General features: G+C 62.7%; 14 protein-coding genes. 7 read left to right on the forward strand and 7 right to left on the reverse strand.

What is annotated here, in order from left to right; genetic code table 11:
* The 3 genes from C483_RS09900 to bioB form a co-directional block, all read right to left on the reverse strand.
* A partial coding sequence (locus C483_RS09900) for an aminotransferase class I/II-fold pyridoxal phosphate-dependent enzyme (protein WP_006653218.1) occupies positions 1 to 519 on the reverse strand: 519 nt, incomplete at its 3' end.
* 1 nt (position 520) lies between these two features.
* Positions 521 to 1,561: a hypothetical protein gene (locus C483_RS09905; RefSeq protein WP_006653219.1), complete on the reverse strand. Its 1,041-nt coding sequence runs from the start codon at positions 1,559 to 1,561 to the stop codon at positions 521 to 523.
* A gap of 42 nt (positions 1,562 to 1,603) precedes the next feature.
* On the reverse strand, positions 1,604 to 2,710 hold the full coding sequence (bioB, locus tag C483_RS09910) for a biotin synthase BioB (protein WP_006653220.1): 1,107 nt from the start codon (positions 2,708 to 2,710) through the stop codon (positions 1,604 to 1,606).
* A gap of 435 nt (positions 2,711 to 3,145) precedes the next feature.
* Here bioB and fer point away from each other — a divergent pair, with 435 nt between their 5' ends.
* On the forward strand, positions 3,146 to 3,535 hold the full coding sequence (gene fer / locus C483_RS09915) for a ferredoxin Fer (protein ID WP_006653221.1): 390 nt from the start codon (positions 3,146 to 3,148) through the stop codon (positions 3,533 to 3,535).
* Positions 3,536 to 3,724: 189 nt separating this feature from the next.
* Here fer and glmM read toward each other — a convergent pair whose 3' ends face one another.
* Complete coding sequence (gene glmM, locus C483_RS09920) at positions 3,725 to 5,089, reverse strand: phosphoglucosamine mutase (RefSeq protein WP_006653222.1); 1,365 nt, start codon at positions 5,087 to 5,089, stop codon at positions 3,725 to 3,727.
* Positions 5,090 to 5,206: 117 nt separating this feature from the next.
* On the opposite strand from glmM, the gene C483_RS09925 reads away from it, so the two are divergent.
* The 4 genes from C483_RS09925 (at position 5,207) to C483_RS09940 (ending at position 9,138) form a co-directional block, all read left to right on the forward strand.
* On the forward strand, positions 5,207 to 6,268 hold the full coding sequence (locus C483_RS09925; RefSeq protein ID WP_006653223.1) for an HVO_0234 family beta-propeller protein: 1,062 nt from the start codon (positions 5,207 to 5,209) through the stop codon (positions 6,266 to 6,268).
* Positions 6,269 to 6,364: 96 nt separating this feature from the next.
* On the forward strand, positions 6,365 to 6,925 hold the full coding sequence (locus C483_RS09930) for a hypothetical protein (protein ID WP_006653224.1): 561 nt from the start codon (positions 6,365 to 6,367) through the stop codon (positions 6,923 to 6,925).
* 78 nt (positions 6,926 to 7,003) lie between these two features.
* A complete protein-coding gene (gene prs / locus C483_RS09935; RefSeq protein ID WP_006653225.1) occupies positions 7,004 to 7,912 on the forward strand; it encodes a ribose-phosphate diphosphokinase in 909 nt (302 codons plus the stop codon).
* A gap of 146 nt (positions 7,913 to 8,058) precedes the next feature.
* Positions 8,059 to 9,138 carry a DUF4382 domain-containing protein gene (locus tag C483_RS09940; protein WP_006653226.1) on the forward strand — a complete coding sequence of 360 codons (1,080 nt, stop codon included), beginning with the start codon at positions 8,059 to 8,061 and terminating at the stop codon, positions 9,136 to 9,138.
* A gap of 321 nt (positions 9,139 to 9,459) precedes the next feature.
* Here C483_RS09940 and ileS read toward each other — a convergent pair whose 3' ends face one another.
* A complete protein-coding gene (ileS, locus tag C483_RS09945) occupies positions 9,460 to 12,672 on the reverse strand; it encodes an isoleucine--tRNA ligase (protein ID WP_006653227.1) in 3,213 nt (1,070 codons plus the stop codon).
* A gap of 40 nt (positions 12,673 to 12,712) precedes the next feature.
* On the opposite strand from ileS, the gene C483_RS20865 reads away from it, so the two are divergent.
* On the forward strand, positions 12,713 to 13,189 hold the full coding sequence (locus C483_RS20865; RefSeq protein ID WP_241431503.1) for a hypothetical protein: 477 nt from the start codon (positions 12,713 to 12,715) through the stop codon (positions 13,187 to 13,189).
* 17 nt (positions 13,190 to 13,206) lie between these two features.
* Here C483_RS20865 and C483_RS09955 read toward each other — a convergent pair whose 3' ends face one another.
* On the reverse strand, positions 13,207 to 13,434 hold the full coding sequence (locus tag C483_RS09955; RefSeq protein ID WP_006653229.1) for a hypothetical protein: 228 nt from the start codon (positions 13,432 to 13,434) through the stop codon (positions 13,207 to 13,209).
* A 124-nt stretch (positions 13,435 to 13,558) separates the two neighbouring features.
* Here C483_RS09955 and C483_RS09960 point away from each other — a divergent pair, with 124 nt between their 5' ends.
* Positions 13,559 to 14,290: a uracil-DNA glycosylase gene (locus C483_RS09960; RefSeq protein WP_006653230.1), complete on the forward strand. Its 732-nt coding sequence runs from the start codon at positions 13,559 to 13,561 to the stop codon at positions 14,288 to 14,290.
* A gap of 46 nt (positions 14,291 to 14,336) precedes the next feature.
* Here C483_RS09960 and C483_RS20435 read toward each other — a convergent pair whose 3' ends face one another.
* Positions 14,337 to 14,501, reverse strand: coding sequence for a hypothetical protein (locus tag C483_RS20435; RefSeq protein WP_006653231.1), 165 nt, complete (start codon positions 14,499 to 14,501; stop codon positions 14,337 to 14,339).
* Positions 14,502 to 14,575 lie beyond the last annotated feature (74 nt).

The raw sequence follows: 14,575 nt of genomic DNA on the forward strand, positions 1-14,575 counted from the left end.
GCCATCAGAGATGTGTATAAGAGACAGGTTGTAGACTTCGATAGCCGCTCCCGAGAGGCGTGCGCCGTCGATAATGCTCGCATGGTTGTACGCATCGGAGAAGATGACGTCCGGCGACAGCGCGGTGATCGTTCCGACGTTCGCCGCGTAGCCCGACGAAAACACGAGCGCTCGCTCCGCGTTCTTCTCCGCTGCGAGGGTGCGCTCGAGTGACCGGTGGGCTGGCGTGTCGCCCACGACGAGTCGTGACGCGCCGGCACCCGCTCCGACATCGCGAGCACCGCGGGCTGCAGCGTCGACGACCGCCGGATTGCCGGCCAATCCGAGATAATCGTTCGAGGAGAAGAGCACCTGTTCCTGTGCCGTCGCGAAATCGGCAGGCTCGCCCTTTGGGTCAGCAGCGACACGAGCACGAGACGCGACACTCCCGACCGGTGTGAGATCACGACGGAGACCCGCCCGCTCTCGCTCCTGAAGGCGTGCCTCGAGGTCGAACCCACGAGAATTCTGCAGCGCCATCTTAGAATTCGGGCAGCAACGCTGCCGGGCCGAAGACGCCGTACTCGCCGTTCCGGTTCCGCCGAACGCCAGCCTTCAGATAGCCGAGTGCCGGACCGTTGACGTTTGCCTCCATGCTGGTGGCGTCGTCGAGCTGGAACGTGTTGGTGCCCCGTTCACCGTCGAAGGTCGTCCCGGTCACGCTCACCGTCGTGGTCGTCGGCTTCTCGTCCGATCGCACGTCGAGAATCCCGCCGACCGTCACGTCCTCGGCGTCACAGATCCCTGCCCGTTCGAGGAGCACGTCGTCGGCGTGTTCCATGTCCGTGAACTCGAGGCGGCCGTCGTGATCGTCGATCACACGCGCTATCTCCTCGTCGGACAGTTGGCGGGCAGTTTCGAGGTCGTAGCCGTCGAGGTGAGCGATATCTTCCCGGACGGTCCCGCGGTTGTCCTCGTAGCCGGACTTGAGACCGACACCCCACCAGATATCGACTGCTTCGATGTCGACGAACGACTGGGCTGCGAGCGCGGCTGCACCGGTCAACAGGCCGGGCGTCGCGCCTGCGCCACAAATGAAGGTGATGCCAGTGTCGACGAACATGTCGCGGCGGTCCTCGAGCATGCCAATAACGCGAGAGCGTTTCAGCACGTCGACGAGCACTCCCTTGTACCCCGCCGCCGCAAATCGATCGGCGATACGCGGGATGAAGTCGTGTTCGAGGTTCGGGACCGCGATCACCACCGCATCGATACGATCAGCCGCAGCGATGATATCGTCGATCGGCGTCTCCGTCCGCTCAGCCTGTGACGAGGCCGCAACACCGCTTCCCTCGCGGGAGTGGGTGACCGACGTAGTGCCTGCAGTACTCGATCCGTCATCCGTGGTCTGCGACGCCGTCGCCGCGAGCAGTTCACTCACGTCGAGCCCCTCGTGATCGATCGCAACGCCGTGGCGATCACACGCAGCAACGGGTGTCAGTCCGTCTTTTACCGTCGCGTACTCGAGTGTTCGTCTGCCGATGCCACCGGTTCCAAGAACGGCGAATCGAATATCGTGCATGCGGAATTTGTGGGGTGTCTCAGTGTCGCAATCGTCTGTTGGTTACTCGCCCGAATCTGTTGGCGTCGTGCTCACTGCTGGCTCCGGATCCGACTCCGCGGTTTCGTGCCGGGCCGTGACCGCTGCTGGATCGAAGTCGTTTATCGTACGGTTGGGCTCTAATCCGGCGCGTTGGATGATCTCGAGGTCGTCACCAGGTGTCTGTCCAGTTGTGGTGAGGTAATCACCTGTTAGAATCCCGTCGGCACCTGCTTCGAAGGGGAGGTGTTGGTCGGCTTTCTCGAGGGCGACCTCGCGGCCACCGGTGAGTCGAACTCGTGCTGTGGGGTGGAGAAACCGGTAGACAGCGATGGTCTTGATGAGTTCGGTCGTCGAAATAGCCGGCTGGTCGCGCTCGCCCAATGGCGTCCCGTCGATGGGATTGAGGACGTTGACCGGGAGCGAGGAGATGCCGATCTCCTGGAGTTCGATAGCCGCGTCGACTCGGTCGGCCGGCGATTCGCCCATACCGAGAATAACGCCGGCACAGAGGTCCATCCCTGCCTCCTTGGCGCGGTGGAGTGTGTGAAGTCGATCCTCGAACGTATGGCTCCCGATGATCTCGGGGAAGTATCGTCGGGAGGTCTCGATGTTGTGGTTGTAGTGATTGACGCCCTCGGCCGCGAGATCGGTTGCTTCCTCCCGTGTTAGTATCCCGAGCGAAGCGTCAACGGCGACGGACGTCTCGTCGCGAACGAGGCGAATGGCTCGGATAACATCGGCCCACTCGTCGGGGCGGGCAGCCTTCGAGACGCCCTTTTCGGCAACGACGATGCCAAACCGCTGTGCACCGTCGGCCTCGGCACGGTTTGCGGCTTCGAGTATCTCTTCGGGATCGAGGAAGCTGTAGGTGTCGATACCAGTGTCGAAGTGAGCCGACTGGGCACAGAAGCCACAGTCTTCGGCACAGTTGCCCGCCTTCGCGTTGACGATGCTGCAAGCGTCGACCGTCCCGTCGGAACAGTGTCGACGAACGAGGTCAGCACCAGCCGCAAGCGCCTCCACGGGCTGAGCGAGCAAGGCGAGTCCGTCGGTTCGATCGAGGCGCACCCCATCGAGTACGCGACGGACTGCGTCGTCGACCGTTCGATTACCAGTTTCGTAAACCACGATTTTTATCGTGGTTGACTAGGTGATAAAGATACCGAATATATCGATCAGTAGAACGGTGGTCGTAACTGACCAACCACCACAACCAGGAGGTATAGCGACTCTCAGTCGGATCGACAGTACAGGTCCCGGACAGACAGCGCATACGACACACGCCACACACGAACACAGATCGCACACGACACACGCTGCACACGAACACAGACCGGACGTCCATTCCTCGTTCAGCACGCAGCACGCAGCACACATCCATCCCCTTTCGTGGCCAACGTTCATCGATCGTGGGTAGCAATCGGAGGGTACGAACGACGTACGCGAGACGACTCCAGACCGATCCCTCTTACGGACGAACGGTCTGCAAAACCGGTTTTGCGTAAAAGACCATTGAGAACGGAACAGCAAGGTATACCAGTACGGGACTCGAAACGCCGGTTGATGCCCACGGTAGAATACCTCAACTACGAAGTGCTGGACGACCAGGGTTGGGAAATGGATGACGATGACCTCTTCGAGAAAGCTGCAGACGCCGACTTCGGCGACGAAGACTACGGCACCCTCGAGGTCAACGAGGGCGAATACATCCTGGAAGCCGCCGAGGCACAGGGCTACGACTGGCCCTTCTCGTGCCGCGCCGGCGCCTGTGCAAACTGCGCAGCCATCGTCACGGAAGGCGAAATCCAGATGGACATGCAGCAGATCCTCTCGGACGAAGAGGTCGAAGAGAAGAACGTCCGCCTGACCTGCATCGGTTCCGCCGAGACTGAGGAGGTCAAGATCGTCTACAACGCAAAGCACCTCGACTACCTGCAGAACCGCGTCATTTAAACACTCTCGCGGTTTGCCGTTCCGGCTTCGTTTCCGGTTCCGGTTCCGTTTTTGCGTCTGTCCGTGGGACACCAACCCACCAGTCGAGAGAAGATCCACTACTCGCTACTGGACGGACCGCCACGCGCAATTTCACGGTGCCGTCTTATCGACCAACCAGCTCAAAGCGGACAGGGCGTCGAGACGCAATTAGGAGTCGACCTTCGCCTCGGCGAGTGTCTCGTACATCTCGTCGACCAGTTGGGTCGCTCGATCCGCGTCGCGGGCTTCGGCGTAGACCCGAACCAGTGGCTCCGTTCCCGACGGGCGAGCAAGCACCCAGGCATCGCCGTGATCGAGACGGTAGCCGTCTCGCGTGTTCAGCTCCGCATCCGCTGCATGGGCATGGTTCGCCGCCGCATCGAGCATCGCATCGCGTTCAGCGGTCGACTCGTACTTGATATTACGCCGAATATTCGCATAGCCGTCGTACGGCCCAACGATTTCACTTACCGGCTGTTCAGCAACCAACTCGAGGAACCGGGCTGCCGTGTAGGCCCCGTCTCGGGAGAGCCGGTAATCCGGGAAGAAGATACCGCCGTTGCCCTCGCCAGCGATCGGAACGTGCTCGCCGGTGGCCTCGAGTTCCTCGATTCGCGTGATGATGTTCGTCGACCCGATCGGCGTGAGTTCGAGGTCGGCCCCCACGTTGGTCACCACGTCGACGAGTCGTTGAGAGACGTTGACTGCAGACACCGTGGTCTCACCGGACTCGAGTTCCGCTGCAGCGAGGGCGGCCAGTGCTGCGTCGCCGGAGACGAACTCGCCGTGTTCGTCGAAGAAGATGGCGCGGTCGGCGTCGCCGTCGTGGGCGATACCGATGTCGGCGTCGGTCGTCCGGACGAGACGGCCCAGATCCCCGAGGTTGTCGGGGACTGGTTCGGGGTCACGGCCAGGGAACTTGCCGTCGGGCTGGCTGTTGACCGTGAGGACGCGACAGCCGAGTTCGCGGAAGAACTCGGGGCTAGTGAGCGTGCCGGCGCCGTGACCGGGGTCGAGAGCGACGGTCAGGTCGGCGTCGGCGATCGTCTCGCGGTCCGATGCGGCGAGCAACTCGTCGATGTATGCGTCGCGAACACCGTCGATCTCGCGGACGCGACCGGTTTCATCCCACGGGGCGACAGCGAACTCGCCCGCGAGCAGCGTCTCCTCGATGGCTTCGAGGTCGGTGACGGCGAGTTCGACGCCGTCGCTGCCGACGAGTTTGATGCCGTTGTACTGGGGCGGATTGTGTGAGGCGGTGACGACGATGACGGGGATGCCCTCACGCTCGGCATACCCCTGCGCGCCCGGCGTCGAGATGATCCCCAATCGATCGACGTCGGTACCTGTACTCGTCAGTCCGCTCGCTGCCGCATCGGCCAGCATCCGTCCCGTGTAGCGGGTGTCGCGAGCGATTGCGACCCGGTCCACCTGCCAGGCCGTGCCCGCCGCTTTGGCAACCCGCAGGACGAACGCCGGCGTCAACTCCTCGTTGGCGACGCCACGTGTCCCGCTCGATCCGAAGACTTCCATCGGTCGCTAGTCTGACGGGACCACCCAAAGGGATTCCGGAGCAACGACGCAGTGTGAGCGAGCAACAGCACACGACACCAGCGGAACGCTTTCGGCCCAGCCATCCAATCCAGACGTATGGACTCTATCGAGGAAAAACGCGTCTTCGGCGACCGTGGCGGCGCGGTCCAGGCCTACGTCGCGAGTTCGATCGGTGTCGTCCGCGTCCGCATCGCCGGCGATACTGTCGGCGAGTTCAGCCTCTGTGCGCGCTGTGACACGCGAGATATCGCGTCGACTCAGGCCGGCCGCGTCGTCGTTGCAACTGACGAGGACGTTCGCGTGGAAGACAACGCCCACGGGTCGGTCGGCGACAACGCAGGTAGCGAATTTACCCTGACAGACACCGGCTTCGGACCCGCAACCGCGATCGGCGTCACGGGATCGACGATCCTCGCCGCTGATCCCGATGGTACCGTCCGCTTCCTGAAGTACGAGCGCGGCGACGACGGACAAGACGCCTGCCGAGACAGCGACTGGCAGGAACTCGAGTTCGGTCCGAGCAACAGCGGCGGGCGAGACGAGCGCCGCACCCCCACTTCGGTCCGCGCGATCGACGGCGACCTGCTCGCGACCGACGCCGGCGTCTACCGGTTTCGCGAGACAGACGGAGCGCGGGTACTCGAGCACGCCGGCCTGACGGATGTCGTCGACGTGTCGGCGGCAGCGGTGCCGCTCGCGGCGACGGCGGACGGGCTCTACAGGCTTGGGAACGGCTGGATGAAAGTTCTCGAAGGGACCTTCGAGACGGTGACAGCAGATCCACAGGCTGAACCGGGGCGGCTGTCGCGTGCACATGCTGTTACTGCGGGAGTCACAGCGGCGAGTACGGCAGAAACGGCTGCAGAGACGACGACCGCGGAGCCGGCAGAAACAGACGTGTACGCGTTTTCGAACGGCAACTGGGAGCGAGTGACGATCGAACAAGTCAGCGACCCCATCGTCGACGTCGGCTACGGCCCGCGAACGGCGCCGGCACAGGAGGCAGCGACAGCTCTCGAATCAGTCTATGCCGTCACCGAAAGCGGCACCGTCCTCGTCTCGACGACCGAACCAGGTGAGGCTACCGCACCGGATGGGTGGCGACAGCGGTCGGTCGGCGTCACCGGTGTGACGGGGCTCGCCGTCCGCCCTGACTAAGACGAGTTGGTCCGGAGACAGGACAACAACGGTAGCCAAAACCGATCGGCAGATCTAGCGGAAGCTTGACTATCCGTGACTGTCTGGGTCCAGCACATGAGCGACCTTCCGCGCCGCCGGCTCCTGGCACTCGGCGGCACCGCACTGACAGGAGCGATCGCCGGCTGTTCTAGCAGCGCGAACGAAGACGACCCGAACGGTGACGACGAGACGGACGGAACGGAAGACGAGGACGACACCGGGCCGAGCGATGAGAACGGGAACGGAGACGGGAACGGGGACGGGACCAACACAGACGACCCCGGCAGCACCGTCCTCGGCGACATCGCCGTCGAAAACCTGAGCGGAAACGACCACACGGTCAACGTCATACTCGAGTTCGACGGCGAAATCGAACACTGGTCGACCCACGAGTTGAGTGCCGGCGACGGCGCAACCCTCGACCGCGACTGGGACGACGACGCGGGCGAGTTCCGCGTGATTCTGCGACTCGACGACGGCGACCCGGTCCAGGATACCGCCATGTCCTGGAACGAACCGGACTGTCTCAACCTGCTGGTGACGATCAACCGCAACGGTGAGCTGACGACCCACGCCGATACGAACAGCGGGCCGTGTGGCGACGGCGACGCCGATTTTGACGAGGGCGACGAGTAGCTCCCGAGACGCGTCCGAGAGCGGCCCGTCACGGACAGGAACGAAAACTGGTTTACGCCCCATCCTGTGGTGTCGAGTATGATCATCAGCGGAGCCGCCTCACAGGCGCTCGCCGCCGCGCTCGCACGCGAACTCGAGGAACCACTCGCCAGAGCCGAGTACGACCGGTTTCCGGATGGGGAACTGCTCGCTGCCGTCCCCGACCTGGCCGACAGCGGCGGCGACTCCGGCAAAGGCGGCGAGGACATCAACACCAACACCAAAACCGACCGCGCCATCATCGTCGCCTCCACCATCTCGAGCGACGCCCACCTCGAACTGCTCCAGCTCCAGGACGCCGCCCGCGAAGCCGGCGTCTCGGAGGTCGTCACCGTCCTCCCCTACATGGGCTACGCCCGCCAGGACAAGGCCTTCGACGCCGGCCACCCGATTTCGGCTCGCGCTGTCGCGCGGGCCATCTCGAGTACCACCGATCGCGTCCTCACCGTCACCCCACACGAGGAAGCAGTCTGTGAGTTCTTCGAACCGACGGCGACGGCCATCGACGCGGCTGACCGCCTCGCGGAGCCGCTGCCCGACGACCTCACGGATCCGGTCTTCCTCTCGCCCGACGCGGGTGCGATCGACCTCGCCGAGACGGTTCGAGACGCCTACGGTGACGGTTCAGGCGAGACGGACTACTTCGAGAAGGTGCGCCACTCCGGCACGGAGGTCGAGATCACGCCGAGTGACGTGGATGTCACAGGCCGCGACGTCGTCGTCGCGGACGACATTATCGCGACGGGATCGACGATGAGCGAAGCCGTCGGGGTCCTGCAAGAGCGTGGCGTCGGCCGCGTCTTCGTCACGTGCGTCCACCCGCTACTCGCGAGCAACGCGGTCACGAAGCTCTCGCAGGCCGGCGTCGAAGCGATCTACGGCACGGACACGATCGAACGCCAGCAGAGCGCCGTCTCGGTTGCGCCGTCGATCGCAGCAGAACTGTAACAGGTACCTAGCAGGCCAGACCCATCAGCTATCGAATAAAATGGCAGTCTAAACACGAAGACAGTCCGAGAAAAACGATTGTAAACCGTTCTGAAACGACGAACGGTCACCTCTGCTTACATCCGGTTCGTACCATGGTCGCAGTAATGACTTCCAGGCAGCCGACGCGAGACGACTCGAGTACAACTGACCGGCAGACAGATGCCGTCGGACGGCGGACGGTTATCGCCGCCGCCGGCGGAGCTGGAACGACCCTGCTCGCTGGCTGCATGTCCGACGGCGAAGCGGAGCGAGAGGAAGGGGAGGAGGCGACCGGAACGACGGATAGTTCGACTTCCGAGACGGGATCATTCCGGCTCCTCATTAGCGACATGCCAGCCGATATCGGTGATTTCGAGCGGTTGGACGTTTCTTTCAACAAGGCACGTATCTTCGACGGTGGAGCCGAAGAAGAGAGCGATGCTGACGGGGAAGAAGACACAGAAGACGGTGCGAGCGAGGAAGAAACGGATACGGACGGAACGGAACCGGATGGAGACAGGGATGGAGAGAACGACGGTGAAACAGCCGCTGGCGACGGTAATGACGACGAGACGGAGGGCGGCGATGATGGGAGTACTGGCGGTGAGAGTGACGCCGGTACGGACACCGACACCGACACAGATACCGACATCGACGGAAGTGAACGCCGAGAAGGCTTCTACATTCTCGACCTCGACGGTGCAACCGTCGATCTGACGGAGGTCGTTGGCGACAAAGCAATCGGTGTCTTCGATGGTGAGCTATCAGCCGGGAGCTACGAAAAAATCGAACTGTTCGTCGAAGAGACCAACGGTATCGTCGACGGCGAGGAGGTCGATGTGACAGTTCCCAGCGAAAAGCTCCAGATCACCAGTTCGTTCGAGATTCGAGCCGACGAACCCGTCGAATTCGTGTTCGACATCAACGTAGTCAAACGCGGCCCCGACAACGGGTACAATCTGACGCCCGTGATATCGAAGAGCGGCGTGAACGGAAACGATGTTAGCGTCGAGGAGATCGAACCCGGTGACGCGGCCGAGGACGCCGATGACGAACCCGACGAGCAAACAGACGATGAGGAGGACGGCAGCGACGGTACCGCCACTGACGATGACAATGAGACCGACGATGACGACGCCGACAACGAAAGTGACACTCACGACAGCGACGACGAGCGCCCTGATTCAGAAGACGACGAGAACTGACCGCAACTGATGGCGGACCGCACGTAACCACCCCCGCGGCTTTACGCTCAGCTCGACTCACTTCTCGAGTACGGTGCAGACGCGAAGATAAGAGACCAAAAGTACCGCCTCGAACCACTCGGCGGTGATTACTCGGATGCCTCAGCGGCCGCCAGCGACTCGATCGCGATCTCGGCATCCACCTTTTTCCGCTCGGGTCGCTCTCTACGTTCGCAACCACTCGCGCAAAAATCTGTCTGGCGAGAGCAAAGCTCTCGCTGACCTTGCTTCGCTTCGCTCAGCAAGAGGCCAAAAATACCGCTTCGCGAAGCGAAGCGGCGCTTATTCAGACGCTTCCGGCGTTGCCAACGACTCGATCGCAATCTCCATCGCCACGCCTTCAACCTCCCACTCCTTGCGGTGGCCATCGTCGACAACGTCGCCACCGAACTCGTCCGCACGAACCTCCTCGCGGATCAGGTCCGCGCGCTCGTCGACCAGCGAGGCAACGCGGTCGTCTTCGATCGTGAGTTCCAGCGCGATGCGCTCCTCGACATCTAAGTCGAGGTCCTTGCGCATCTCCTGCACCCGGCGGATAACCTCGCGAGCGTAGCCCTCGCTCTCGATATCATCAGTGAGCGAGGCGTCGACGTACGCAACCCCGCGGTCGTCGCCGTTCAGCCCGAAGGCCGTACCGGCGACACCCTCCGGCGTCTGGGTGACGAACGAAACCATCTCCTCGGTGATTTCCTCACCGGACTCGAGTACGTCCTCCACGGCCGCTGCGATCGACTCGAGTGTCGGGTCGTCGATCCGGGCCTCGTTGAGCGCGTTCATGACCTGGCCGGCGCGGTCGCCGAACGTCGGTCCGAGTTCGCTCATGTCTGCTTCGGCGCTGTAGTTGAGTTCACCCCAGCGGTCGTCGGGCGAGACGAGTTCGATCTCGCGGGCGTTGAGGCGATCCTCGAGCAGTGGGGTGTGGCGCTCGACGGCTTCGACGACGCGCTGGTCGTCGGCTGCGACGACGACGCGCGGGACGGGCCAGCGCAGTTTGCGGCCGGCCTGCTGGCGAGCGTTCGCACCGGCTTCCTCGATGGCGCGCAGGAGTGCGACGTCCTCCTCGAGTTGCTCGTCGACGAACGCTTCGTCGACTTCGGGCCAGTCGCACATGTGGACGGTGTCGTGTTCGGCGTCGCCGGTGAGCGTGCCGTAGATTTCCTCGCTGATGAACGGCGCGTAGGGAGCGAGCAGCGCGACGGTTTCGCGGAGCACGCGGTAGATGGTCGCGTAGGCGGCTTCCTTGGAGGCGCTGTCCTCCTCTTCCCACATACGCTCGCGGACGGCCTGCACGTAGAATCGAGAGACGTCCTCGACGACGAAGTCGATGAGCGCGTTGAGCGCTTTGTCCTGACGGCGCTCTTCGAAGTGTGCAGTCATCTCGTCCTTGGTGGACTGCAGGCGGGCGAGCACCCATTCGTCGATGAGTTCGAGATCCTCCGCAACGTCTTCGACGGTCGTCGCCTGCGGATCGAAATCATCGAGCCGCATGTACGGCAGCGGGAAGCGGAAGACGTTCCAGAGGGTCCGCAGGTGGTTCTCCATGGTCTGCATGCCGTCCCAGGAGAAGCGCATGTCGTCGCCCTGCGGGTTGTTCGACAGCAAGAACGCGCGCATCACGTCCCGGCCGTGGCGGTCGATGGCCTCGTGGGGGTCGATCAGGATGTCCTTGGACTTGGACATTGCGCGGCCGTCGGGCATGAGCGCGTGGCCGTGCATAAGGACCTCTTCGTATGGAATCTCGCCGAGTGCGGCGGTTCCCATGCCGAGCTGTGACCAGAACCAGCCGCGTGTCTGGTCGTGGGCCTCGAGGATGAAGTCGGCGGGCCAGAGTTCGTCGAACTGGCTGTCGTCCGAGGGGTAGTTCAGGGTACCCCAGGAGGCAACCGAGGAGTCGAGCCAGACGTCGAACACGTCGGGAACGCGGGTGTAGGTCGTGCCGTCCTCGGTGATGGTGAGGTCGTCGACGGTGTCCTTGTGCAGGTCGACGCTGTCGTACTCGATGTCCTGATCGACGCGCTCGACGAGTTCCTCGCGGTCGCCGATGACGATCATGTCCTCATCGTCGTCCCGATCCTCTGGCGTCCAGACGGGCAGCGGAATACCCCAGTAGCGCTGTCGGGAGACGTTCCAGTCGGGAGCCTCCTCGACGAAGTCGCGGAAGCGGTTGTCCCGCGCCCAGTCGGGGTGCCACTGGCTGTCCTCGATGTTCTCGAGGAGCTCGTCTTTCACGTCCGTGATCGTGATGAACCACTGGTCGGTGACGATCTGGATGATGCCCGTATCACAGCGCCAGCAGTGACCATAGCTGTGGGTGACCGTCTCGGAGGCGAGCAGCGCGCCGTTGTCCTCGAGATCGGCCGTGATCTCTGGATCTGCGTCCTTGACGAACTCGCCTTCGTACTTGCCGGCTTCCTCGGTGTAGACACCGTCGCCGTCGACGGGACAGAAGATCGGGAAGCCGAGTTCCGTTCCGCGCTCGAAGTCCTCCTCACCGTGACCCGGTGCGGAGTGGACGAGGCCGGTACCGTCGCCGTGCGTGTCGACGTAATCGGCGGCGTAGACCTCGTGGGAACCGTCGGCATCGACGTTGTCTGGGACTTCCTCGGCGAGCGGGTGGTCATAGGACCAGCCGATCATCTCCTCGCCGGATACCTCCTCGACGACCTCGTAGTCATCGTATCGGCCGGTCTTCAGCACGTTCTCGTGTTTGGCCTCGGCGACGTACAGCAGTTCCTCCTCGCCCTCTTTCTCCGCGCGGACGCCGACGTAGTCGCCCTCCTTGTCGACCGCGACGAAGGTGTTCGCCGGGATGGTCCACGGCGTCGTCGTCCAGATGACGATCGAGCCCTCGCGATCTTCGAGATCGAACTTCACGTAGATCGAGGGGTCCTCGACATCCTCGTACTCGACCTCGTTGTTCGCGATTGCCGTCTCACAGCGCGGACACTGCGAGATTGAGCGATGGCCTTTCTCGACTAAGCCGCGCTCTGCAGCCTTCGAGAAGCCCCACCAGGCCGCCTCCATGTACTCGGGGCTGACCGTCCGGTAGGGATTCTCCCAGTCCATCCAGACGCCGAAGTCCTGGAAGTCAGACTGGAGGCCCTCGAGTTGCTCGTCTGCGTACTCCTTGCAGGCCTCGATGAAGTTCTCCTCGCCGTACTCCTCGATGTCCTTCTTGTTCTCGAAGCCGAGTTGGCCCTCGACGCGAGTCTCGATCGGGAGCCCGTGCATGTCGTAGCCCGGTCGGTCAGTGACGTCGTAGCCCTGCATTCGGTGGAAGCGGATGTAGACGTCCTTGAGGGACTTGTTCCAGGTGGTCCCCATGTGTGCCGAACCCGACGTGTACGGCGGGCCGTCGACGAAGAAGAACGATTCACCGTCCGATCGATGCTCGACAGTTTGCTCGTAGGCATCGACGTCGTCCCAGTAGTCGAACACCCGTTGCTCGACGGCATCGGGGTCGTACTGGTCGTCGACCTCGCTAAACCTGCTCATACCTCACGTAATTGCCTGGGATGGTAAAGAGGAATCGATATTGCAGGTCAGCGACTGGCTGGCCAGTCAGCAACTGGATGACTGGGCGGGCATCCGGATGTCAGAGTGCCAGAATCGCTCGCGGTGTAAGGACGTGATGACGCAGGATGTGATGACGCAGAACGGCACCGGCGTCGTGGGCCTCCCGCGAGAACGAACGCGACGCCGACGGTTCGACACGCCTATCGGTCAGGGATCGAACAGGGACACAGGAATGCTCTCGGCTCGCGATGCGATCGGATTGCTCCTCGACCGCGAAGTAGCGAAACTCGCCGTCGTCGTGGCTGTCGGCTGGTGGATGATCTGGACGGGCGTCGGGTCGACGAACTGGATCGAGTTTTCGGGTGTCGTACGCGGACTCGACGACCTCCTCTCCATGCTCGCCGTCCTCGTCGGCGCGATACTCGCGTTCGTCGGGACGCTCGCACTGGTGGTCAAACTCGTTTACGACGCAGTTGTCCTCGCTAACGCGAGCTAGCGCAATCGGTACCCGGTCTACTGTCCTCGGACCCCACGGAGAACCTTCTGATAGCCGAGTCCGTAAACGCCTGCGTAGAGCATGATCCCGCCGATCGCGGCGAGCCACAGCGCCACCATCGTCTCCCCCGAGCCGAAGTGCTGCAGACTCGCGTACTCGGCAGCAGCGCCAGCAATCGTGAGTGCGCCGGCAGCAACGGTGTATAACAGCAGTGACAGTGATTCTGCAAGCAGTTCTGAAGCCATTGAGTCCGGTAAGACACCCGAGAAAGGTAAACTTGTTCCCGCGAGCAACAGATCGCGGTCGAAATCAGTTAGATTGCTGATCCGGCCCGCCTATACTCGTTGAAACCCAACCTCGGAACAGATCGTGCCCGCCCCTGACCCGCCATTCCCCGACTCCCGAAACGTCATCGAACCGGACTGCCAGCGGTGTCCGGCACTCGCTGAACACCGCACCTGCATCTCGTGGGGAACCGGTCCGCTCGACGCCGACGTGCTTGTCATCGGCGAAGCACCAGGCTCCGGCAACCCCGACGCCGACGACTGGCAGGGTGGCAACTGGACCGGCAAGGCCTACACCTCACGTCACTCCGGTCGACGCATCCGTCGCATGGTCGAGCGAATCGGCTACGGGGACGACGCCTACTACACCAACGCGGTGAAATGCTTCCCCTCGAACGAGGATTCACGCGCCACGACAGCGAGCGGTGAAGTCGCGAGCACCGAGACCTCGGCTACCGAGGAGCTCCCGGATAACCGCGAACCTACACCAGCAGAGCGTACGAACTGCCGTACCCACCTCGTCACCGAGGTTGAGACGCTCGAGCCGGCCGTGTTGCTCGCGACGGGGAAACACGCGACGAAATCGGTGCTGGCAGCCGAGGACCAAGAGCTGGACGGCTTCATCGAGATGGTACTTGAGCCGGTTCGCTGTGAGCAACTCGAGACGTGGCTCGTGCCGATCCTGCACCCCTCGTATCAGGACGTGTGGATCGGCCGGTTAGGGTACGAGCCGGAGGAGTACCTCGCGGCGATTCGGGAGGTGGTGGACGAATGCGTCGAGTGCGTCGAGTGCGGCGAGCGCGATGGATCAGCGTAGGAAATCTGGCGGGGTCAGCGATCGCGGCTCGGCACCGCTCGGTCGGTCAGACCGACCCCGTGACCATGAAATAGACGAACGTGAAGAACGCGAACCAGAGCAGGGTTCTGAGGAAGAGTTTGCTGTAGATGTCCTTGATCGGTGCCATCGCGTGGAACTGCCGCTCGGCACGAAACAGTCGTTGCAGCGGCGTCTCGTTTCGATCGCTCATGGCAGTACGTGAGCGATAGGCACGGTTCATAGTTACCTGTTCCGGAGACAGCGACACAGTTCGGTACTCGAGAC

Source organism: Natrialba hulunbeirensis JCM 10989, from assembly GCF_000337575.1.
Lineage (GTDB): Archaea > Halobacteriota > Halobacteria > Halobacteriales > Natrialbaceae > Natrialba > Natrialba hulunbeirensis.